The sequence below is a fragment of the Roseovarius azorensis genome, from assembly GCF_900109455.1.
GTDB lineage: Bacteria > Pseudomonadota > Alphaproteobacteria > Rhodobacterales > Rhodobacteraceae > Roseovarius > Roseovarius azorensis.
In genome coordinates, this window is sequence record NZ_FOAG01000005.1 from 146,344 (window position 1) to 168,871 (window position 22,528).

The following is a 22,528-nucleotide window of genomic DNA, read 5'->3' on the forward strand; positions in this document are numbered from 1 at the left end:
GGCCTGCGGCGCAAGGCCCCTGTCAGACGCCCGCCTGCTCCGCCGCTTCAGTCAGCATCGGTGCGAGGCGCGCCGCCCAACCCTGTTGTTGTTCCGGCGTGGCAATCAGATCGTTGCGCAACTCGATCAGCACATTGGGCCGCTCATGAGCAATCGCATGGCGGGCGATGGCATCGCCGGGCAGATGTCCGCCATAGGGTTCGTTATCCCCGACGCAAAGGTCGCGCTCCCGCCGCAGCCGCGCCAGCAGCGGCCGTGCAAACCGTTGATCGGCGGCATAGAGCAACCCGATATGCCAGGGGCGCGGCGGACGGCCCCTGAACTGCGGGGTAAAACTGTGAACCGATACGATGACGGTATCGCGGCGGCGCGCCGCCAGATCCGCCAACGCGGTGTGATAGGGCCGGTAGCAGCGGTTCAGACGCCGCTCGATCTCTTCGGATCCGGCATGGCGATTGCCCGGAATGATGGTACCATCATAAAGCTTCATCACCAGCGTCGGATCATCCTCGCCCCGGTTAGGGTCAATCACCAGCCGCGAGAAATTCGACAGGATCGCGGGACCGCCCAGCACCTCCGCCAGAGCGCGGGTCACCCCCGCCGCACCCACGTCATAGGCGATGTGGCGCACCATGTCCTCGGGCGCCACGCCCAGACAACCACCGTTCACGAAGGGAGGCACGCAATTGGTGGCGTGATCGCAGGTCACAAGCCACCGCTCCGGGCGCGCAGCGCCCTCGATTTCATAAGGTTGATACGTCATCGGGTTGGTTTTTCCTGTCGTCTTCCTCTAGGACAGTTGCGAGGGATTGTGAATTGCGCAATAACGCAAACCAGCGTGATGTTAGCGATAACATGAACAGCCAATGCCAGAGACGAAGGAACACAGATGAGACGCCACCGCAATGTCAAGATCGTGGCCACCTTAGGCCCCGCCTCTTCGGATTACGCCACGATCCGCGCCCTGCACGAAGCGGGGGCGGATGTCTTTCGCCTCAACATGAGCCACGGGGCGCATTCCGAGATCGCCGAGCGTCATCGGATCATCCGTCAGATAGAGGACGAACTCGACAGCCCGATCGCCATCCTTGCCGATCTTCAGGGGCCAAAGCTGCGTGTCGGCACCTTTGCCAATGGCGAGGAGGAACTGACCGAAGGCGCGGCGTTCCGGCTGGATCTTGACGAGACAGAGGGCGACGCCACCCGCGTCTGCCTGCCTCACCCCGAGATTTTTGCCGCCTTGGAGCCGGGCGCGAACCTGCTGGTCAATGACGGCAAGATCCGCCTGCGGGTGACCGATTGCGGCAAGGATTTCGCCAGTTGCGAAGTGATCATCGGCGGCACGATCTCCAACCGCAAGGGCGTGAACGTGCCAGACGTGGTGCTGCCGCTTGCCGCATTGTCCGACAAGGACCGCGCCGATCTGGAATTTGTCTGCGAGTTGGGTGTCGACTGGCTCGCACTCAGTTTCGTGCAGCGGCCCGAGGATGTGAACGAGGCGCGCACCCTGGTCAATGGCCGCGCCGCGGTGCTTTCGAAGATCGAGAAACCGGCGGCGGTGAAATGCTTTGAGGATATTCTCGCGGTCAGTGACGGGATCATGGTGGCGCGCGGCGATCTGGGCGTGGAACTGCCGGTGCAGAACGTGCCGCCGATCCAGAAACGTCTGGTGCGGCGCTGCCGGGCCGTGGCCAAGCCGGTGATCGTCGCCACCCAGATGCTCGAATCGATGATCACATCCCCGATGCCCACACGCGCCGAGGTCTCGGACGTGGCCACCGCGATCTACGAGGGGGCGGATGCGATCATGCTCTCGGCGGAATCGGCTGCGGGGGATTATCCGGTCGAGGCGGTGACCACGATGAACAACGTCGCCATCGAGGTTGAAAGCGACCCGATCTACCGCGAGGTGATCGAGGCCAGCCGCCGCGCCAACCGCCAGACCGTCGCCGACGGCATCGTGGCGGCGGCGCGCGAGATTGCCGAGACCACCGATATCAAGGTGATCTGCTGTTATACCGAATCGGGCACGACGGCGCTGCTGACCGCGCGCGAACGTCCCCGCGTCCCGATCATCGGCATGACCAGCCTGCGCCGCACCGCGCGTCGTCTGGCCCTGACATGGGGCGTCAATTGCGTGATGACCCCGGAACTGACCCGGTTCAAGATGGCGGTGATCAACGCCGCCCGCGCTGCCCGCGCCCAGGGTTACGCGACCGAGGCCGACCAGATCGTCGTCACCGCCGGGGTGCCCTTCAACGTGCCGGGCACCACCAATATTCTCAGGGTCGCACCCTGCAAGGAAAGTTTGATCTACGCCACCGATCCGGGCTGATCTGCTGCAACTTGATGCAGATGCGCCGGAGATCGGTGATGGACCCGGAACTCGCGATATTCGTCGGCCTGGTGCCGGGCACGCTGTCCATCTCCCGTACTTTTCTCCGCCTTTGCCGGAGATCGCGCACCGCGCTTTGCCGCGCTTGCCATCGTCGACCCGGCGTGCCTCATCCTCTGGGCGCTGAGCGCCCGACCGGGCGGCTACAGCTTTGACGATCTGCCGCATGTTCTGGTCAGGGTTCTGGCCCGCTTTCTGACCTGAAAACCGCGCGTTCGCGCCCATTGCCCCTTGCACAGAGGGCCAAGCCCGCGTATACGGCGCGCTCTATCCGCAGGACCGGCCAGAGTGGCATGCCGAGTCCCTGTGACCATACCGACCTAAAGAGGAGCCGGAAATGCCCAAGATGAAGACCAAATCGAGCTGCAAAAAGCGGTTCAAGATGACGGCCTCTGGCCGCATCGTAGCTGCTCAGGCCGGCAAACGCCATGGCATGATCAAACGCACCAAGAAATTCATCCGTAACGCTCGCGGTACGACCACGCTCAGCAAGCCTGATGAAAGTATCATCAAGCCAATGATGCCCTACGCGCGCTAAGGAGGATTTGATCAATGTCACGCGTCAAAGGTGGGGTTGTCACCCACGCCCGTCACAAGAAAGTCATCAAGGCTGCCAAGGGGTACTATGGCCGCCGCAAAAACACCTTCAAGGTGGCCGCACAGGCCGTCGACAAGGCCAACCAATACGCCACGCGCGACCGCAAGAACCGCAAGCGCAATTTCCGCGCCCTGTGGATTCAGCGGATCAACGCCGCCGTGCGCAGCCATGACGAGGCGCTGACCTATTCGCGCTTCATCAACGGGCTGGCGCTCGCCGGGATCGAGGTGGATCGCAAGGTGCTCGCGGATCTCGCCGTGCACGAACCTGCCGCCTTCGGCGCCATCGTGGCCCAGGCCAAAAGCGCTCTGGCAGCATAAGCCGGTCGCATTCGAGGGACTGACAGATCGCCGCGCGGGGGCTGCCCCCGGGCGGCGATTTTCATTTTCCGATCGTGTTCAGCCCAGCCTCGCTCATCGCGATCGCGAAAATCTGTGCGCATTTCCCGGCGCCAGAAAGATCGACAAGGTCAGAAGGCTGAAGATCAATTCATAAACCTCCCATTTGCGCTGCAGATCAATCGCCATCATCATCAGGCTTGCCACCAGCGCAACCACCAGATGCCGCTTCCCGGGCAGCGGCACCATCAGGCGGTCAGCCAGTGACGCGATTGCGCGGACCCTCGGGTAAAGCAGCGGCAGCACCACCAGATAGAGCAGGATCGCCACCGTCAGAACACTTCCGAACAAGGTTTTGGTTAGCTGTTTGCCACCCACGACGAGGTTGTGAATGGTGATCTCCTGCTGGAGATTGCGCTCCACGAAATACTCGGGTGTTTTGATGTCCAAGATCCGCTGACCCCAGGAAATCTCCTCGCCTGCGCCGAACACGAACAGGAGCGCATAAAGACCCAGCAGGCAACCTGCCCCCAAACGCCCCGCCCGCACCATGACCAGCATGTGCCAGCCCAGAACCAGCGCGGATACGAAAAGCAGTATCGCGGTCCCATACTCGACGGGCCCGTCCTCGATAGCAAAGCCCGAGGCGAACTGCTGCTCGAACCCCAGAATCCAATAGGCCAGCATATAAAGCAGCGAGGCATTGATAACGCCAAAGATGACCTGATCGGCAGGGCTGAAAGCGCGCATTCCGTGACCTTTCCGGATTTTCTTCGGGTTGCCTGGGCAGTTAGAATCGCCCGCACCTGCAGTCAACCAGATATCGGCCACGCTGACACAAGGCCCGACCGGGTATCTTCGTTCCCCCTTGACCCCGCGCGCGCAACGCCATATCTCCCCGCCTCAGACGCGGGTATGGTGAAAAGGTATCACGAAAGCTTCCCAAGCTTCAGTTACGGGTTCGATTCCCGTTACCCGCTCCAGAGCCTTCCTGAAGATCACCCCCGCAATTCCGCGAGTATCGCCTGCGCCGCCGCGCGCGGGTCTGCCGCCGCCCAGATCGGCCGTCCGATCACGATGTGATCGGCCCCGCAGGCCACCGCCTCTGCCGGTGTCGCGATCCGCTTCTGATCGTCGCGCGCCGCGCCAGCGGGCCGCACGCCCGGCGTCACGATCAGCCGCCCTGCCGCCTCGGGCAGGGTCCGGATCATCGCCGCCTCTTGCGGGCTGGCGATAACCCCGTGCGCCCCGGCCTCGAACGCCCGCCCCGCACGTTCCGTCACCAGATCGGGCAGATCGCCCGGCTTGATCAACCCGGCATCCAGATCCGAGCGGTCCAGCGAGGTCAGGATCGTCACCGCGAGGATTTTCAGCGGCTTGCCCGCCGCACCCTCCCTCGCCGCCCGCACGACATGCGGATCCCCATGCACGGTCAGGAAATCGAGATCATATTGCGCCAGCCCGCGCACCGCGTTCTCGATCGTGGCGCCGATGTCAAACAGCTTCATATCAAGAAAGATACGCTTGCCATGCTCCTGCTTGAGCTCATTGGCGAGTGCCAGACCGCCGCCCGTCAGCATCCCCAGCCCGATCTTGTAAAACGATACGGCCTCGCCCAGACTCTCGGCCAGTCGCAAGCCTTCGAGCGCATTGGGCAAATCGAGGGCGACGATCAGGCGGTCATCGGGCATGGGGCGCATCTCTCATGGCATGTTCCGCGCCCTTGTCGCGGCGCGCGCGTGCCCCGTCAAGCCCCTCCGGCCATCACACGGCCAGACCCTTGCCGCCATACCTGTCAACGCCCGCGCCGGGCTGTTTCACGAAAACCCGCCTCTTTTGTGATAATCTTGGCCATCCGTCTTGAACCTCACAGGATCGTTGCCCATGTCTGCTCCAAGGGTCCCGACCGCCGCATGCCTAATGCTGGGTGCGCAACTGGGATGACGCTTGTAAAAAGGAGAAATACCCATGGACTTCAACAAGTTCACGGAGCGGTCGCGCGGATTCATCCAGGCGGCCCAGACCATCGCGATGCGCGAAAGCCATCAGAAACTCGCCCCCGAACATATCCTCAAGGCACTGCTCGACGACCCCGAGGGGCTGGCCAGCAACCTGATCAAACGCGCCGGCGGCGCGCCCGAACGGGTGATGCAGGCCAATGATCTCGCACTTGCCAGGATCCCGCAGGTCTCGGGCGATGCAGGACAGACCTACATGGATCAGCAGACCGGCAAGGTACTGGCCGAGGCCGAAAAGATTGCAACAAAAGCCGGGGACAGCTTTGTGCCCGTAGAGCGTATCCTGACCGCGCTGGCGCTGGTGAAATCCCCCGCCCGCGATGCGCTGGAAGCCGGCGCCGTTTCGGCCCAGAAACTCAACGAGGCGATCAACGATATCCGCAAGGGCCGCACCGCTGACAGCGCCTCGGCCGAGGATACCTATGAGGCGTTGGAAAAATATGCCCGCGATCTGACCAAGGCTGCGCGCGAGGGCAAGATCGATCCGATCATCGGGCGCGATGACGAAATCCGCCGCAGCATGCAGATCCTCAGCCGCCGGACCAAGAACAATCCGGTGCTGATCGGCGAGCCGGGCGTGGGCAAGACCGCCATCGCCGAAGGTCTCGCGCTACGCATCGTCAACGGCGACGTGCCCGAGAGCCTGCGTAACAAGCGCCTGTTGTCGCTCGATATGGGCGCGCTGATCGCCGGGGCCAAATATCGCGGCGAATTCGAGGAACGGCTCAAGGGTGTGCTGAACGAAGTGACGCAGGCCGCAGGCGAAATCATCCTGTTCATCGACGAGATGCACACGCTGGTGGGCGCGGGCAAGTCAGAGGGCGCGATGGACGCCGCCAACCTCATCAAACCGGCGCTTGCGCGCGGCGAACTGCACTGCATCGGGGCGACCACACTGGATGAGTACCGCAAGCATGTGGAAAAAGACGCCGCCCTTGCCCGCCGCTTTCAACCGCTCACCGTCGATGAGCCGACGGTCGAGGACACGATCTCGATCCTGCGCGGGATCAAGGAGAAATACGAACTGCACCACGGCGTGCGGATTTCTGACTCGGCGCTCGTCGCGGCGGCCACGCTGTCGCATCGCTACATCACCGACCGCTTTCTGCCTGACAAGGCAATCGACCTGATGGACGAGGCCGCAAGCCGCCTGCGCATGGAGGTGGACAGCAAGCCCGAGGAGCTTGACGCGCTCGACCGCGAAATCCTGCAAAAGCAGATCGAGGCCGAAGCCCTGAAGAAAGAGGATGACGCCGCCTCGCGCGACCGGCTTTCCCGGCTGGAAAAGGAACTCTCGGATCTGCAGGAGAAATCCAGCGAGATGACCGCCCAATGGCAGGCCGAGCGCGACAAGCTGGCCAGCGCGCGCGATCTCAAGGAACAGCTCGATCGCGCCCGCGCCGAACTGGATATCGCCAAACGCGAGGGCAATCTCGCCCGCGCGGGGGAACTGAGCTATGGCGTCATTCCGGGGCTGGAGAAGCAACTGGCCGAGGCCGAATCCCAAGGAGACGATGGCGTCATGGTCGAAGAGGCCGTGCGCCCCGAACAGATCGCACAGGTGGTGGAACGCTGGACCGGCATCCCCACCGCCAAGATGCTCGAAGGCGAGCGTGAGAAACTGCTGGGGATGGAGGATAACCTGCACCGCCGCGTGATCGGTCAGAATACCGCCGTCAAGGCCGTGGCCAACGCCGTGCGCCGCGCCCGCGCGGGCCTGAATGACGAGAACCGCCCGCTCGGGTCATTCCTCTTTCTCGGGCCGACCGGCGTGGGCAAGACCGAACTGACCAAGGCCGTGGCCGAGTTTCTGTTTGACGATGACAGCGCAATGGTGCGCATCGACATGTCGGAATTCATGGAGAAACATTCGGTCGCCCGCCTGATCGGCGCGCCTCCGGGCTATGTCGGTTATGACGAGGGAGGCGTTCTGACAGAGGCGGTGCGCCGCCGCCCCTACCAGGTGGTGCTGTTCGACGAGGTGGAAAAGGCGCATCCCGAGGTGTTCAACGTGCTTCTTCAGGTGCTCGATGACGGCGTGCTGACCGATGGCCAGGGTCACCGGGTCGATTTCAAGCAGACGCTGATCGTGCTGACCTCGAACCTCGGCTCGCAGGCGCTCAGCCAGTTGCCCGAGGGGGCCGATGCCGCCCGGGCCAAGCGCGACGTGATGGATGCGGTGCGCGCGCATTTCCGGCCTGAATTCCTCAACCGGCTGGACGAGATCGTGGTTTTTGACCGGCTCACGCGACCGCAGATGGACGGCATCGTCGATATTCAGATGGCGCGGCTGCTCAAACGGCTGGCGGGTCGCAAGATCCGGCTGGATCTTGACGACGGGGCGCGCAAATGGCTGGCGGACGAAGGCTATGATCCGGTCTATGGCGCTCGGCCCCTTAAGCGGGTGATCCAGAAAGCGCTTCAGGATCCTCTGGCCGAGGCGCTGCTGGCGGGGGATATTCTCGACGGGGCGACGGTGCCGGTGACCGCCGGACCGGAGGGGCTGATCATCGGCGAGCGCGTGGGCACGACCCGGCGCGAACCGCCCGCCGGCGCGGTGGTTCATTGATGCGGCAGGCGCCCCCCGATTGCCGGGGGGCGTTTTATCTCGGGCGGCGATTCTGGGGGACCGACCCAAAGGCTGGATGCCGTCCGGTTGCGAACGAAACATTCCGGAGAGCGGCCGCGCAGCACCTGTCCGCCGGGTGTACGCTGAAGCGCGCATCTGTGTACGGCCTCAACGTCCGCTCAAACCCCCGAACCAACACCTCCCCTACCCCAGCAACTGCGCCGTCATCCGGCTGTCGGGGTCGTCCAGCGCTTCGATAACGTCGAAATGATGCCGCCCCCCGGCCACCTCGTGACCCGCGCCCCACGCCTCGGCCAGCCACCGCGCCTGATCCAGGAAAGCCGGCCGCTCCCCACTGCCCACCCAGACCGTGACCGGCACCGGCAGGGGGCGCATCAGCACCGGGCTTTCGGCCTCGGCGGTGGCCAGGTCCAGCCTTAACTGTTCATTCATCGAGGTCTCCAGCAGCGGTCGCAGATCCGAGACCGGCGAGATCGGCATGACATGATGCAGCCGCGCCGCCACGTCGCTGGGCAGAACCCCCGCCACCGCCATGCGCGCCACCAGATGCCCGCCCGCCGAATGTCCGGCCAGCGCGACCGGCCCTTCGATCCGCTCTGCCGCTACGGTCACGGCGCGCGCAACCTGCCGGGTGATATCTGCGATCCGCACCTCCGGGCACAGATCATAGGACGGCATCGCCACCGCCCAGCCCCGCCCGAGCGGCCCCTCGGCCAGATGTGACCAGAACGACCGGTCGAACCGCAACCAGTAACCACCATGCACAAAGACGCAGAGTCCGCGCGCCGCGCCCTTCGGATGGAACAGATCCATCGCCTGCCGCGCGCTCTGCCCATAGGCGATCCCGATCTCTGCCCGGCGCTCGTCCAGCAACCGCGCGCGAAACGCCTCGGCCGCGACCGTCCAGCGTGCCGGATACTGCGCACCGCCCGGAATATAGGGGACATTGGCATAGGCATCGTCCAGTTCCACGGCGCATTCTCCCTTATCTGGCCCTAGACATTCCTAGCCCAAGCTGCTTTGCCTTTGCGAGACCAAAAGACATCGCGCAAGGGGAATACCATGACCATGACCAAGACCGATCTGAAATCCATGCTCAGGGATCCGAGCCTGCTGTGCGAACGGGCTTATGTCGGCGGCGAATGGGTGGATGGCGACAATGGCACGTTTGAGGTAACGAACCCCGCGCGCGGCGATGTGATCGCCCATGTCGCCGATCTGAGCCGCGCACAGGTCGCCCGTGCCATCGCCAGCGCCGAGGCGGCGCAAAAGGAGTGGGCGAAATGGACCGGCAAGGAACGCGCCGCCGTGCTGCGCCGGTTCTTTGACCTGATGATGGAAAACCAGCACGATCTGGGCGTGATCCTGACCGCCGAACAGGGCAAACCGCTGGCCGAGGCCAAGGGCGAGGTGGCCTATGGCGCGTCCTTCATCGAATTTTTCGGCGAAGAGGCCAAGCGCATTTATGGCGAGACGATCCCCGGCCATCAACGCGACAAGCGGATCACCGTGATCAAGCAGCCGATCGGCGTCGTGGCCTCAATCACGCCGTGGAATTTCCCCAACGCGATGATCACCCGCAAGGCCGCCCCGGCGCTGGCGGCGGGCTGTGCCTTTGTCGGGCGTCCGGCGACCGAAACACCACTCTCGGCCACGGTGATGGGGCTGCTGGCCGAACGTGCCGGGATTCCGGCGGGGGTGTTCAACATCGTCACCTCCTCGCGCGCCTCAGAGATCGGCAAGGAATTCTGCGAGAACCCGGCGGTGCGCAAGATCACCTTTACCGGCTCGACCGAGGTGGGCCGCATCCTGCTCCGGCAAGCTGCGGATCAGGTCATGAAATGCTCGATGGAACTGGGTGGCAACGCGCCCTTCATCGTGTTCGACGATGCCGATCTCGATGCCGCCGTCGAAGGCGCGATACTGTGCAAGTTCCGCAACAACGGCCAGACCTGTGTCTGCGCCAACCGCATCTATGTGCAATCGGGGGTCTATGACGCCTTTGCCGCCAAGCTCAAGGCGGCTGTGGAAAAACTCAGGATGGGCGACGGGATGGAGGAGGGCGTCGCGCTCGGCCCGCTGATCAACGCCGATGCCATCACCAAGGTGCAGGAACATGTGGCCGACGCCACGGCCAAGGGGGCCAAGGTCATCCTGGGCGGCGGAGAGCCCACGCAGGGCGCGGGCTATTTCCTGCCCCCCACCATCGTCACCGGCTGCACGCAGGACATGGCCTTTGCCACCGACGAGACATTCGGCCCGCTTGCCCCGCTCTTCAGGTTCGAGACCGAGGATGACGTGATCGTCATGGCCAATGACACGATCTTTGGCCTCGCCAGCTATTTCTACGCCAAGGATCTCAGCCGCGTCTACAAGGTGGCCGAGGCGCTGGAATACGGAATCGTCGGCATCAATACCGGCATCATCTCAACCGAGGTGGCGCCGTTCGGCGGAGTCAAGCAATCAGGGCTCGGCCGCGAGGGCAGCCATCACGGAATCGAAGAGTTCATGGAGATGAAATACATCTGCATGAGCGTCTGACATTGAAGGGTCGACCACGGGCGGGGTAGCGGCTAGGATGCCGCCAGACCCGACTTGACAAAGGAGGCAGCCGATGCCCCGCTCCGTCATTCTGGCTGGTGTTCTGGCCTTTGCATCTCCGCTACCAGCACCGGCGCAGGAGGACGGCACACGCAGCATTTCGGGTGGTGTCGGCTATATGCAGCGCATCGCCCTGCCACCCGAGGCCCGCGCCACCGTGATCGTCGAAGGACGCTTTGGCAGCCGCCTGGGACAGACCACGGTTGACGCCGACGGCCAGCAGGTGCCGCTGCCCTTTGAACTGCGGGTGCCAGAGGATCTCGCCGGACAGCTGAGCGCGGTGATCCGGGTACACGGACAGCCGCGCTGGATCCTGCAGAATGTGAGCATCGGCGCGGGGACCGGTCCGGTCGATCTGCACGAACTGATCCTCGAGCCGGTGACGCCCATGGCCTTTGCGACAGAGTTCGTCTGCGGCGATGTGACCGTCTCGGTCGGCGTTCTGGGCGCAGAGATGGTGCTGCGCGCCGAGGGACGGGATATCCCGCTGATGCAGGTCGAGGCGGCGTCGGGCGCGCGCTATCAAGGCGTCAGGGATCCCGAAACCGAAGTCTGGAACAAGGGCGACAACGCCACGATCCGTCTGGAGGGGCGCAATTTGCCGGACTGCCTCCGGGCGGTTCCGCCGGAAGAGGCCCCGTATCGCGCGCGCGGCAACGAACCGGGCTGGATGGTGGTTCTGGCGGAACAGGCCGCCGAGATCACGGCCGATTACGGTGAGATCACCCATAACGTGCCGCGCCCCGGCGTGCAGGCGATTCCCGGCGCCTATCTGTTTGACATGCCCGCAGTGCCTGCCCGCCTGACCATCCGCGAGACGCTCTGCCGGGATGACGCTACCGGCATGCCCTATCCCGACAGCGCCGAGCTTGCGCTCGACGACCGGGTGCTGCGCGGCTGCGGCGGTGATCCGGCGGATCTTCTGATCGGACCGGCATGGCAGGTCACAGCACTCGGGCAGGCCGAACTGGTCGAACCCGAACGGCTCTCGCTCAACTTCATCACCCCCGGTCGCGTCGCGGGCAGCAGCGGCTGCAACCGGCTGGTGGGCGGCTTCACCCTGACCGGCGAGGGGCTTCAGTTCGGCGCGATGGGCAGCACCCTGATGGCCTGCCCCGAACCACTGATGGAACAGGAACGCCGGATGCTCGACGCCCTCGAACAGATAACGCGGTTCGACATCTCAGAGGATGGCGCATTGCAACTGATCGGCGGCGATCACGACGCGGTGCTGATCGAAGCGCGCCGCCCCTGACATGCAAAAACCCGGCCAGAGGGGTCTGGCCGGGCCATCACGCCGCGTCGGGCAGGGTCAGTTGACCTTTTGGGCCTCGACCACGTCCTTGTTCACGGCCTCGCCGCTGGCAATCGCGATGCGGCGAGGTTTCAGTGCCTCAGGCACCTCGCGCATCAGGTCGATATGCAGCATGCCGTCCGCATGGCTGGCCCCGGTCACGCGCACATGATCGGCCAACTGAAAGCGGCGCTCGAACGCGCGGGTGGCGATGCCGCGATGCAGATAGGTGCGGTCGCCGTCTTCCTCGGCCTTGGTCGCCGAAACCACGACAGCGCCATCCTTCACCTCGACATTCAGATCGTCCGCGGCAAAGCCCGCGACGGCAATCGAGATCCGATAGGCGTCATCGGCGGTTTTCTCGATATTGTAGGGTGGATAGGTCGGGTGGGTCACATCGCTGGCCATCACCCGGTCCAGAAGGTCGGCGATCTGGTCAAAGCCGACGGTTGCACGGTAAAGCGGTGCAAGGTCAAAGTTACGCATGGGTCATCCTCCGTTGAGCGATACCTGATGTCATGCCTTCCCGTCCGGGACAGGCGTCGTCATGTCCGGCCCGATTTGCGGCGCCGGAACGATGCTGATGTGGGAAGCGTGCCGCGCGCTGTCAAGACCGGCGACGCCTCAGGGCCGGGCGAATTTCGCACCCGAGGCGCGCGCGCCGTCACCGGCCTGCGACCGGCGAAATCCGGTGCCGGCGGCGGGTGCTGTCTGCATGACGCGCAGATCACGCTTGAGGTCGTCGACCAGCGCGGGCAGGTCCATGCCGATCGCGATCTTGTCATCCGCCTGCCAGTTGCCACCGCTGACCAGCGACAGGATCCGCGCGCGTCCGCCCTCACGGACAAAGACCGGCGCGCCGGAGGATCCGAAGATCACGTTGCAATCGAACGCCATCAGGCCCTCGGCCCGCCACAGCAGGCCGCAATCGCGCTGCCACGAGGGGGCGCTGTCGCGGTTCTGGCCATAGGACACCACGCTGACACGCTGTCCGGCGCGCGGACTTTCGTGCAGGCGAAAGGGGGCCGCCAGCGCGCTCTGGATCGGCATGGCGAGTTCCAGCAGGGCGGCATCCTGCCGGACATTGTCGGCGCTCATCCCAGCGCCCGGATCATAGCCGCGCGCCGCGGCATAACGGATGACCTGCGACTCGGCGATCGCTACCCCGTCGCGCAGCCCGGACCTGAACCGGAGCATCTCGACGGGCAATGATTGTCCGGCAGGGTCATAGAGGCAGTGCGCGGCAGTCAGCACCTGATCGGGCGCGATGAGAACGCCGGTGCAGAAACCCGACGCGCCGATATCGACGCGGCCCACCGCCTCCCAGCCAAAAAGATCGTCGCGATCGGTCAGCCGGATCAGTCCGCTGGGTTCGGCCAGAGCCACCCCGCCGGTCGCCACGCAGAGGCCAAACGCAATCAGGATATGCCGCAGCCCGGTCATGGCCTGGCGAATTTTGCGCCGGTATCGCGGCGGGCCCCTGCGCTGAACATCGTTGGTGCCGCCTCCTGAAACACGCCCTCGCCCGCATCGAGCGCGGCGCGCAGCACCAGCAGCGGATCAGTCAGCCGCGTGCCGAGCGACACCTTGCGCCCCTCGACCTCGGCCATGGCCGACACCACCGAGACGATGCGCGGCACGCCCCCCTCAAAACTGAACACCGGGGCGCCACTCGACCCGAAATCCACGTCGCAGGACATCACCAGAACCTCCTCCTGCCGCGCCAGCACCTCGCAGATGTTCTGCAGCGATGGCGCCTCGGCGCGATCCTTGCCATAGCTCACGATACCGATCTTCTGACCCTTGCGGGGGCGTTCGTCGGTGTCGAAATACGTCACGCGGGTGTTGTTGATCGGATGGTGCAGTTCCAGCAGCGCCACATCGTTGCGCACCCGCTCGGCGGTGACGCGATTGTCATAGTCATACTCGGGATGGATCACCGCACGGCGGACCGAGCGCGTCGCCGCCGCGCGCCCGTTGCGCCAACCGGCAAGAAATTCGATCCGCGCGGGATCAATCCGCGCGCCGGTCGTCCGGTCATAGAGACAATGCGCCGCCGTCAGCACCAGATCGGGAGCCACAAGCGCCCCGGTGCAAAACCCGCGCCCGCCAAGATCAAGCCGCCCCACCGCCTCCCATTGGCGGGCCTCGTCGCCCATGTCGAGACGTTGCAAACGGCTGTCCTGCGCCAGGGCGGGACTTGCCAGAGCGATGGAGCAGACCAGAGAGATTGTGCGCAGCATGACGCCTCCGACAGAATAGAACGCCTGTCGTTAACAGGCGTTCTGGGCCAGATTATGGCCATCAGCGCAGGATAGGAACCCCGGTCATACCCTGTGCCCCCGCACCATCGCGGGCGGCTTCGGCCCGCCGGTGGCCCAGTCCAGCAATTCCACCGTATGCACCACCGGAATGCCGGTGCCCGATCCGATCTGCATCATGCAGCCGATATTTCCCGCCGCGATCACATCCGGGTTCTTCGCCTCCAGCGTGCGCACCTTGCGCGCCTTGAGTTGCCCCGAAATCTCCGGCTGCATCAGGTTATAGGTGCCCGCCGAACCACAGCACAGATGGCTGTCGGCGGGCTCTGCCACCGTGAACCCCGCGCGCTTCAGCAGATCCTTGGGATAGGTCTTTATCTTCTGCCCGTGCTGCAGCGAACATGCGGCGTGATAGGCCACCGTCATCGGCTGCGCGCCACCTTCAGGCAGGTCAAGCTGCATCAGCACCTCGCTCACATCCATCGCAATAGCGCTCACCCGCGCGGCATCCCCGGCCAATGCCTCATGCCGGAACATGTAACCGTAATCCTTGACGGTCGTGCCGCAGCCGCTGGTGTTGATGACGATGGCGTCAAGGCCTCCCTGATCCATCTCGCGTGTCCAGGCGCGGATGTTCCTTGCCGCCGTCACATGACTCTCTGCGGTCTTGCCCATGTGATGCGTAAGCGCGCCGCAACAGCCCGCACCCTCGGCTACCACCACCTCGCAACCCAGCCGCGTCAAAAGCCGGATCGTGGCATCGTTGATATCCGTGTTCAGCGCCCGCTGCGCGCAGCCGGTCATCAGCGCCACCCGCTTGCGACGCGGCCCCACCGGCGCAAAGCTCTGCGGGTCGTCATTACGGCTGACCGGCGGTATATACCTTGGTGCCATCTCCAGCATCGCGCGCAACCGCGCATCGGGCATCAGCCACGCGAACGGCCGCCCGATCCTGGCACCCAGCAATGCCACCCGGAACCGCATCGGATAGGGCAGGATGCGCGCCAGTATCCAGCGCAGTGCGCGGTCGCCAAATGGCCGCCTGTAGCGTTCCTCGATATATTCGCGCGCCTGATCGACCAGATGCATGTAATGCACCCCCGACGGACAGGTCGTCATGCAGGCCAGACAGCTCAGACAGCGGTCGATATGCTTGACCGTTTTCTCATCCGGCACGCGGTCATTCTCCAGCATGTCCTTGATCAGATAGATACGCCCCCGCGGGCTGTCCAGCTCATCGCCCAGAACCTGATAGGTCGGGCAGGTCGCGGTGCAGAATCCGCAATGCACACAGGATCGCAGGATCTCATTGGCGCGCGCGATCTTGGGATTTGCAAGCTGCTCGGCGGTGAACTCGGTTTTCATCTGTCTCTGCTCCCGCCGCTCACACAGGTTCGCCCCGAGCCATCAGTCCGGGATTGAGAATCTGCCTCGGATCAAACCTGCGCCGCAACCCGTCCTGCAGCGCGGCCACCGGCGCGGGCAGCGGCGGGAAAACGCCCTGCGTCCGGTCGCCCCGGATCAGCATGGCATGGCCCCCACGCCGCGCCACCGCCCCTCGGATTCTGCGCGCGGTCAGCCCTGTGCCCTCGGGGGCCAGCAACCAGATCAGACCGCCACCCCAGTCATAAAACGCCTCTGCGCCCGGCAGATCTGCGACGACCCCCGGCGCATCGGTCGGCTTGACCGACAGCCGCCAGACGTCGCCCTCACGGTCCTGAAACGGCCCCACGTCCCGCACATGGCGCCAGTCTGCGGCGGTCCTGTCCGGATCGGTCTCCAGCGTGAACGCGCCATAATCCGCCAGCAGCGAACCCAGTTCCCTGGCGCGATAGGCGACCGAGTTTTCGAACCCCTCCAGCCGGATCATCGTGACCGGCGCCCCGCCAGGCCCCCGTTGCAGATGCGCCGCCCCCGTCACCTCGAACGGCGAGCCAAGCGCGCGGGACAGCGCCGCAACCGCCTGCGCGTCGCTCAACCCCTCCAGCCGCAGCAGCCCTGTCGCGCGCGGCTTGGGCAGAACCTTCAGCGCCACCTCGGTCAGCACGCCAAGGGTGCCGTAACTGCCCGCCATCAGCTTGACCAGATCGTAGCCGGTGACGTTCTTCATCACCCGCCCGCCATTCTTGACGATCTCGCCCCGTCCGTCGACGAACCGCACTCCCAGCAGGAAATCGCGGCAGGCCCCGGTCTGAATTCGGCGCGGGCCGCTGACATTGGCGGCGACCACGCCGCCGATGGTCGGCGTGCCCTCGGTGCCCAGAAGGCCGCGATGATCCATCGGCTCGAAGGCCAGCCGCTGCCCCTCGGCCTCCAGCGCCGCCTCGACCTCGGCGACCGGCGTGCCCGCCTGCGCCACGATGGTCAGCGCGCCGGGCTCGTAAAGCGTGATCCCGCTCAGCGCCGCCGTACTCAGCTTCGCGCCGTTCGAGAGCGCGCCGATGGGCCGGGTGCCACCGCCTTCGATGCGCAGGGGGCCATCCGCCCCTTTTATGATCCCGGCTAGGTCGGCCTCTGTCTGGGGTGTCATTTCACTGTTCCTGAATACTCCGGGGGTCCGGGGGCGGCGCCCCCGGTTGACACGCTCACGCCGCGCGCCGCGCGTCAGAGGCAGCCAGCGGAAACACCTTGGCCGGGTTGAGCAGCCATTTGGGATCGAACACGTCCTTGACCGCCATCTGCGCCTCCAGATCGGCGGGCGCGTATTGATGCGCCATGAGATCGCGCTTTTCGATCCCCACACCATGCTCGCCGGTCAGACAGCCGCCCACCTCGACACACAGCTTGAGGATCTCCGCGCCAAACGCCTCGCACAGCTCCAGATCGCCCGGTTTGTTGGCGTCAAACAGGATCAGCGGGTGCATGTTTCCGTCCCCCGCATGAAACACATTGGCCACATCAAGGCCGAACTCTCGCGACATCTCGCCAATGCGCTTCAGGACATGCGGCAGTTGGCTGACCGGAATCGTACCGTCAAGACACATGTAATCGTTGATCTGTCCCATCGCGCCAAAGGCGGATTTGCGGCCCAGCCAGATCGCGGCGCTTTCCTCGGCGGACCGGCTCTGGCGCAGCTCAACCGGGTTGTGCCGCCGGGCGATCTCTTCGATCAGCGCCAACTGCTCGTCGATCTCGGCCTCCGAACCCTCGACCTCGATGATCAGCAGCGCCTCGCAATCGGGATAGCCTGCCTTGGCGAAATCCTCTGTCGCACGGATGCAGGGACGGTCCATGAACTCGATCGCCACCGGCAGCACGCCCGCCTTGATGATGTCGCTCACACAGGCACCCGCCACCTCGTTGTTGTCAAATCCCACCAGAACCGGGCGCGCGCCCTCGGGCTTGCGCAGGATTCGCAACGTCGCCTCTGTCACCACACCCAGTTGCCCCTCGGACCCGCAGACAAGGCCCAGCAGGTCGTATCCCTCGGCCTCCAGATGCGCGCCGCCCAGTTCGATCACGGTGCCATCCATCAGCACCATGGTCACACCCATCAGGTTGTTGGTGGTCACCCCGTATTTCAGGCAATGTGCGCCGCCGGAATTCATCGCGATATTGCCCGCGATGGCGCAGGCCAGTTGACTGGAGGGATCGGGCGCGTAAAAGAACCCCTGTTCCTCCACCGCTCCGGTGACGCTCAGATTGGTGCGCCCGGTCTGCACCCGGATAAAGCGGTTGTCGTAATCCGTCTCCAGCACCGCATTCAACCGCGCCACGCCGAGGATCACGCTGTCCGCCGTAGGCAGCGCCCCACCCGCAAGACTGGTCCCGGAACCGCGCGGCACCACCGGCACGCCCATCTCGTGACAGATTCGCAGCGCCTGCGAAACCTCTTGCGTGGTGGCGGGCAGGACCACCGCCAGAGGCGGGCATTTATAGGCGGTCAGTGCGTCACATTCATAGGCGCGCGTCTCCGAAGGGTCGGAAATCACCGCGTCGGCAGACAGAACCCGTTGCAATCTTTTGATCAATTCGGCTTTCTGCGCCATGATCTCGGGCCGGGGGGCGGGCATGTCCATGATGTCATCCTCTCTAATTGGTAATAAAATATAACCAATTTTAGCATATGGCAAGTCAAACCTCACGGATGTAGCGTGCCTGCATGACATGGGCAGATCAACTCACGCATTTCAATCCCCTCGACTTCATCGCGTTTGCCCTGCTGGTCGGCGCATGGCTTCTGGTCGGCTTCGGGATCGACAACGCGCCGCGGAACCGCCCGTCGGTCTCGGTGCTGATGGCGCAGTACCGGCGCGAATGGATGGTGCAGATGGTGGCCCGCGATCCGCGCATCTTCGACGCACAGATTCTGGCCACGCTGCGGCAGGGCACCTCGTTCTTTGCCTCGGCCACGCTAATCGCCATTGGCGGCACCCTGGCGCTGCTGGGCGATCTGGACCGGGTGATCGGCATTGCCGGGGATCTGACGCCCGGACAGGAACCGGCGATCGTCTGGGAATTCAAGATCCTGGTGATCCTCGCCTTTCTCGCCAATGCGTTCCTCAAGTTCGTCTGGGCGAACCGCCTGTTCGGCTATTGTGCCGTGGTCATGGCGGCGGTGCCCAATGCGGCAGATGATCCCTCGGCGCTCGGCCGCGCGCGCAAGGCCGGCGAGATCAACATCACCGCCGCGCGCGGTTTCAACCGGGGCCTGCGCGCGCTTTATTTCGCGCTGACGACGGTGGCGTGGCTGCTGGGGCCATGGGCGCTGATCGTGGCGACCGGAATGACGGTGCTGGTGCTGTTGCGGCGCGAATTCGCGTCGAAATCGCGCGCCGTTCTGCTGGAGCCGGACAGGACAACCGATCATGAACGGACATGAGTGGAATTCGCAGCACGATGCGCTATGATTTTTCGCATGAGACAGTTTTCTCTCATGCTCGCCGCCTGTCTTATCGCCTCGGTCAGCGCCGCGGATGAGCCGCAAATCCTAGATGTCGCGGTCGCGCAATCCGGTACGGGCTGGCGGGTGGGCGTGACGATCGCGCATCCCGATACCGGCTGGGATCACTATGCCGACGGCTGGGAAGTGCTGGACAGCGACGGCAATCGTCTTGGTTACCGCATCCTGCATCACCCGCATGTCAACAAACAGCCCTTCACCCGGTCCCTGAACAACCTCGTGCTATCCGACGGCGCGCGCGAGATTTTCGTCAGAGCGCATTGCTCTGTGGATGGCTGGTCGGACGAGACGGTGCGCGTGGAACTCCCGCGCTGAGCGGGCCGGGGATGAGCCGCGCGTGCGACGGCCTCAACGCCACACCACCTCCGCAAACCGTGATGCCCCCCATCACAAAGCCTGAATTGACGCCGCGTTCAATTCCCGTAATCTGCGATCTCCGAGCGCGAGGAATCCATGCACAAATCCGCCCCCCTCATCACGCCTGTGCTGATCGCAGGCTGCACGATCATCCTGATCTCTTTCGCGATCCGTGCGTCGTTCGGCGTGTTCCAGATCCCGATCGCGTCCGAATTCAACTGGCCGCGCGCCGAATTCTCGCTTGCCATCGCGATTCAGAACCTCGCCTGGGGGATCGGTCAGCCGCTCTTTGGCGCGATGGCCGAAAAGGTCGGTGACCGCAAGGCGATAATCCTTGGCGCGCTCGTCTATGCGGCGGGGCTGGTGCTGTCCTCCTTCGCGGTCACGCCCGAGGCGCATCAGATATATGAGATCCTCGTCGGATTCGGCATCGCGGGCACCGGCTTTGGCGTGATCCTCGCCGTGGTGGGACGGGCAAGCTCGGACGAGAACCGCTCGATGAGCCTTGCCATCGCCACCGCCGCCGGATCGGCGGGGCAGGTATTTGGCGCGCCTCTGGCCGAATTCCTGCTCGGTATCATGACCTGGCAGAGCGTGTTCTTGATCTTTGCCGCCGTCATCATCGCCGTGCTGGCCATGCTGCCGATGATGCGCGCACCGGATCCCGTGGACCGCAGCGTGATCGAGGACTCGATGGGAACGATCCTGCGCCGCGCCTTTCGCGACCCGTCCTATACGCTGATCTTTCTGGGTTTCTTCAGTTGCGGCTATCAGCTTGGCTTCGTCACCGCACATTTCCCGGCCTTCGTGACCGAGATGTGCGGCCCCATCCTGCCCGGCGGCGCGCTGCACAGTATCGGCATCACCACCACATCAGCGCTCGGCGCGGTGGCGATCTCGGTGATTGGCCTCGCCAATATCGCGGGCACGCTGACGGCGGGCTGGCTGGGCAAACGCTATTCCAAGAAGAACCTGCTGGCGGGCATCTATCTGGCGCGCACGCTGGTGGCGGCGGCCTTCATCATGACGCCGATCACACCTGCGACGGTGCTCTTGTTCTCGGTCTCGATGGGGGCGCTCTGGCTTGCCACCGTACCGCTCACCTCCGGCCTCATCGCGCATATCTACGGGCTGCGCTACATGGGCACGCTTTACGGGATCGTGTTCTTTTCCCACCAGCTTGGCAGCTTCATGGGGGTCTGGCTGGGCGGCAAGCTCTATGACCTACACGGCGACTACACCCTGGTCTGGTGGGTCGGCGTGGGGGTGGGCGCATTCTCCGCCATCGTGCACCTGCCGGTCAGGGAACGCCGGCTGCTGGCCGCCTAATCGCGCATCAGGTCGCGCATCGCGTGCAGCACCTGGTCAGTGTGGGTGTAGGTCAGGCCGTGGCCCGCGCCCTCGATCACCTCTTGGCGCGCATTGCGGTTGATCTCGGACAGCCGTGCCATGCTGCGGATCGGAATCACGCTGTCGTCCCGCCCCCAGATCGCTAACACCGGCAAACCCGCCTCGGCGATATCGGCATGCGCCCCGGTCATATCCTCGGACACCATGCCAAGTATCGAACGCCGCACAGCAGGAACATAACCGTGCCAGCGCAACTCTGCCTGTTGCAGATCGACGATCCCCTCGACCGAACCGGGCAGGTGCCGTTCGCCCTCGCATCCCCGGCGAAAGGAGCGGGGGAAGAGGGCAAGCATCAGCCAGTTGCCCAGCAGCCCGCCCCACACCACCAGCCGCGCCAGCGTCCCCAGATCATGCCCCAGCCCGGCAGGCGCGATCAGCACCAGCTGCCGCAGGCGTTCAGGATACAGCGCGCCAAAGGCGGTGGCGATCGCCCCGCCCATCGAATAGCCCATGAGGGTGATGTCGCCGTCGATCCCCTGATCCTCCAGCAATTCCTCCAGCTGGGTGACAAAGAACGCACTGTCCTGCGGACAATCCGGCCGGTCGCTGTAACCGCGTCCGTAGAGATCATAGATCAGCACGCGAAAGCCCATCGCCCCCAACCCCGCCGCGATCCCCAGCCAGACAAAGCACGGCGTGGTCAGCCCATGCACGCAGACCGCCACCGGCCCGCGTGCGGCCCCCAGCCAGCGGTAATGCGTCACCCCGCGCGACAGCGTGGCGAAGGTACCCGGTGCGTCCCGGCGCGCAGCCTCATCCATGACCGGCTTCATCGCCTCGCGCAGCCATGGCAGGGCGATCAGCACCCCGAGGCCAAACGCCAGCCCCGCCCAGATCACCCCGCCGTCCTCCAGGCATCGAGGATATAGCGGCTGGTCATCAGATCCAGATGCGCCCCACCACCATTCTTGAACAGCGTGATCTCATCGTCTGAGCGACGCCGGAACTTCTCCGGCTCGTAGTAATCGGCGATCAGATGATCGCGCGCGATCACCCCTGCCTCCAGTGGAATCTTTATCTCTCCGATATGGCCGACGGTGGTGTCGTAGCTGTCCACGAACACACGCGCGCGTCGCAGCGCCACATCATCCGCCTCGCGCATGTCGGGGCGGTAGGCCCCGATCAGGTCGATATGCTGACCAGGGCGGAACCACTCGCCCTTTATCAGCGGATCGGTGGACATGGTGGCAGAGGTCACGATATCGGCGGCGCGCACCGCCTGTTCCAGATCGTCCGCCACCTGCATGCCCTCACACTCCGCCGCCATCGCAACGGCATTGGCGCGGGTGCGGTTCCAGACGGCAAAGCGCGCCGACGGAAAGGCCGCGCGATAGGCCTGCCAGAGCGACCGACCCACCGTGCCCGCCCCCACGATCAGGATCGACTCGCTGTCCGATCGCGCCAGCCGCGTCGCGGCATAAAGACTGTCGCCTGCGGTCTTCCACTTGGTCACCAGGTGAAAATCGACCAGCGCCTCCAGCGTGCCACTGGCATCGTCATAGAGATTGACCGCCCCGTTGATCATCGGGTCGCCCTTCTCCGGGTTGCCCGGAAAGATCGTGGCGGATTTCACCGCGATCCCCATGCCGTCGATCCAGGCCGCGCGATTGAGCAGCGTATCCTTGCCGCGATAGAGAAAGATATCGCCGATCTCGGCTCGGGGCCGTTCATGGCCGACCTGAAACGCGGCGCACAGACTCAGCCAGTCCAGATGCGCCTCACCTTCGGCAAAGGGGATGATCGTCAGGGTCATTGGCGTCTCC

21 protein-coding genes and 1 tRNA gene are annotated in these 22,528 nt (G+C 64.5%); 10 read left to right on the forward strand and 12 right to left on the reverse strand.

Annotation, left to right across the window (positions count from 1 at the left end):
- Positions 1-22: 22 nt before the first annotated feature.
- Positions 23-763: an N-formylglutamate amidohydrolase gene (locus BSG08_RS09335; RefSeq protein WP_093035598.1), complete on the reverse strand. Its 741-nt coding sequence runs from the start codon at positions 761-763 to the stop codon at positions 23-25.
- A gap of 126 nt (positions 764-889) precedes the next feature.
- Here BSG08_RS09335 and pyk point away from each other — a divergent pair, with 126 nt between their 5' ends.
- From pyk to rplT, 3 genes are all read left to right on the forward strand, one after another.
- Positions 890-2,335, forward strand: coding sequence for a pyruvate kinase (gene pyk / locus BSG08_RS09340; RefSeq protein WP_093035601.1), 1,446 nt, complete (start codon positions 890-892; stop codon positions 2,333-2,335).
- A 397-nt stretch (positions 2,336-2,732) separates the two neighbouring features.
- Entirely contained in the window at positions 2,733-2,933 is a 201-nt protein-coding gene (rpmI, locus tag BSG08_RS09345; RefSeq protein WP_093035604.1) for a 50S ribosomal protein L35, read from the forward strand.
- 14 nt (positions 2,934-2,947) lie between these two features.
- Positions 2,948-3,313: a 50S ribosomal protein L20 gene (gene rplT, locus BSG08_RS09350; protein WP_093035607.1), complete on the forward strand. Its 366-nt coding sequence runs from the start codon at positions 2,948-2,950 to the stop codon at positions 3,311-3,313.
- Between the two features lie 93 nt (positions 3,314-3,406).
- Here rplT and BSG08_RS09355 read toward each other — a convergent pair whose 3' ends face one another.
- Entirely contained in the window at positions 3,407-4,081 is a 675-nt protein-coding gene (locus tag BSG08_RS09355; protein ID WP_093035611.1) for a hypothetical protein, read from the reverse strand.
- Positions 4,082-4,240: 159 nt separating this feature from the next.
- On the opposite strand from BSG08_RS09355, the gene BSG08_RS09360 reads away from it, so the two are divergent.
- Positions 4,241-4,314: transfer RNA gene (locus tag BSG08_RS09360), tRNA-Gly, on the forward strand.
- Between the two features lie 15 nt (positions 4,315-4,329).
- Here the strand turns inward: BSG08_RS09360 and pyrF are convergent.
- Entirely contained in the window at positions 4,330-5,022 is a 693-nt protein-coding gene (pyrF, locus tag BSG08_RS09365) for an orotidine-5'-phosphate decarboxylase (protein WP_093035614.1), read from the reverse strand.
- A 277-nt stretch (positions 5,023-5,299) separates the two neighbouring features.
- Between pyrF and clpB the strand changes: the two genes are divergently transcribed.
- Entirely contained in the window at positions 5,300-7,918 is a 2,619-nt protein-coding gene (gene clpB, locus BSG08_RS09370; protein ID WP_093035617.1) for an ATP-dependent chaperone ClpB, read from the forward strand.
- 204 nt (positions 7,919-8,122) lie between these two features.
- On the opposite strand, the gene BSG08_RS09375 is transcribed toward clpB, so the two are convergent.
- Positions 8,123-8,911, reverse strand: coding sequence for an alpha/beta hydrolase (locus BSG08_RS09375; protein ID WP_093035620.1), 789 nt, complete (start codon positions 8,909-8,911; stop codon positions 8,123-8,125).
- Between the two features lie 90 nt (positions 8,912-9,001).
- Between BSG08_RS09375 and BSG08_RS09380 the strand changes: the two genes are divergently transcribed.
- Together BSG08_RS09380 and BSG08_RS09385 are read left to right on the forward strand one after the other, a co-directional pair.
- Entirely contained in the window at positions 9,002-10,480 is a 1,479-nt protein-coding gene (locus tag BSG08_RS09380) for an NAD-dependent succinate-semialdehyde dehydrogenase (RefSeq protein ID WP_175544745.1), read from the forward strand.
- Positions 10,481-10,553: 73 nt separating this feature from the next.
- Positions 10,554-11,795, forward strand: coding sequence for an META domain-containing protein (locus tag BSG08_RS09385; protein WP_093035623.1), 1,242 nt, complete (start codon positions 10,554-10,556; stop codon positions 11,793-11,795).
- Between the two features lie 57 nt (positions 11,796-11,852).
- Here BSG08_RS09385 and BSG08_RS09390 read toward each other — a convergent pair whose 3' ends face one another.
- From BSG08_RS09390 to BSG08_RS09415, 6 genes are all read right to left on the reverse strand, one after another.
- Complete coding sequence (locus tag BSG08_RS09390; RefSeq protein WP_093035626.1) at positions 11,853-12,320, reverse strand: Hsp20 family protein; 468 nt, start codon at positions 12,318-12,320, stop codon at positions 11,853-11,855.
- 138 nt (positions 12,321-12,458) lie between these two features.
- Positions 12,459-13,277, reverse strand: coding sequence for a trypsin-like serine peptidase (locus tag BSG08_RS09395; RefSeq protein ID WP_093035629.1), 819 nt, complete (start codon positions 13,275-13,277; stop codon positions 12,459-12,461).
- Entirely contained in the window at positions 13,274-14,077 is an 804-nt protein-coding gene (locus BSG08_RS09400) for a trypsin-like serine peptidase (RefSeq protein WP_093035632.1), read from the reverse strand. The genes BSG08_RS09395 and BSG08_RS09400 overlap by 4 nt, the downstream gene beginning before the upstream one ends.
- Before the next feature lie 84 nt (positions 14,078-14,161).
- Positions 14,162-15,460 (reverse strand): glycolate oxidase subunit GlcF, encoded by a 1,299-nt coding sequence (gene glcF, locus BSG08_RS09405; RefSeq protein ID WP_093035635.1) that lies wholly within the window; start codon positions 15,458-15,460, stop codon positions 14,162-14,164.
- A gap of 19 nt (positions 15,461-15,479) precedes the next feature.
- Complete coding sequence (glcE, locus tag BSG08_RS09410; RefSeq protein ID WP_093035638.1) at positions 15,480-16,625, reverse strand: glycolate oxidase subunit GlcE; 1,146 nt, start codon at positions 16,623-16,625, stop codon at positions 15,480-15,482.
- A gap of 55 nt (positions 16,626-16,680) precedes the next feature.
- Positions 16,681-18,114, reverse strand: a complete 1,434-nt coding sequence (locus tag BSG08_RS09415; protein ID WP_093035640.1) for an FAD-linked oxidase C-terminal domain-containing protein — start codon at positions 18,112-18,114, stop codon at positions 16,681-16,683.
- Between the two features lie 83 nt (positions 18,115-18,197).
- Between BSG08_RS09415 and BSG08_RS09420 the strand changes: the two genes are divergently transcribed.
- From BSG08_RS09420 to BSG08_RS09430, 3 genes are all read left to right on the forward strand, one after another.
- Positions 18,198-18,917 carry a DUF599 domain-containing protein gene (locus BSG08_RS09420; RefSeq protein WP_093035643.1) on the forward strand — a complete coding sequence of 240 codons (720 nt, stop codon included), beginning with the start codon at positions 18,198-18,200 and terminating at the stop codon, positions 18,915-18,917.
- A gap of 36 nt (positions 18,918-18,953) precedes the next feature.
- Complete coding sequence (locus BSG08_RS09425) at positions 18,954-19,313, forward strand: hypothetical protein (protein ID WP_093035990.1); 360 nt, start codon at positions 18,954-18,956, stop codon at positions 19,311-19,313.
- 138 nt (positions 19,314-19,451) lie between these two features.
- Positions 19,452-20,684: an MFS transporter gene (locus BSG08_RS09430; protein ID WP_093035646.1), complete on the forward strand. Its 1,233-nt coding sequence runs from the start codon at positions 19,452-19,454 to the stop codon at positions 20,682-20,684.
- Here the strand turns inward: BSG08_RS09430 and BSG08_RS09435 are convergent.
- A complete protein-coding gene (locus BSG08_RS09435; protein ID WP_093035649.1) occupies positions 20,681-21,604 on the reverse strand; it encodes an alpha/beta fold hydrolase in 924 nt (307 codons plus the stop codon). The two genes, BSG08_RS09430 and BSG08_RS09435, sit on opposite strands and share 4 nt — an antisense overlap.
- Positions 21,601-22,518 carry an ornithine cyclodeaminase family protein gene (locus BSG08_RS09440; RefSeq protein ID WP_093035652.1) on the reverse strand — a complete coding sequence of 306 codons (918 nt, stop codon included), beginning with the start codon at positions 22,516-22,518 and terminating at the stop codon, positions 21,601-21,603. Before BSG08_RS09440 ends, BSG08_RS09435 begins: the two co-directional genes overlap by 4 nt.
- Positions 22,519-22,528 lie beyond the last annotated feature (10 nt).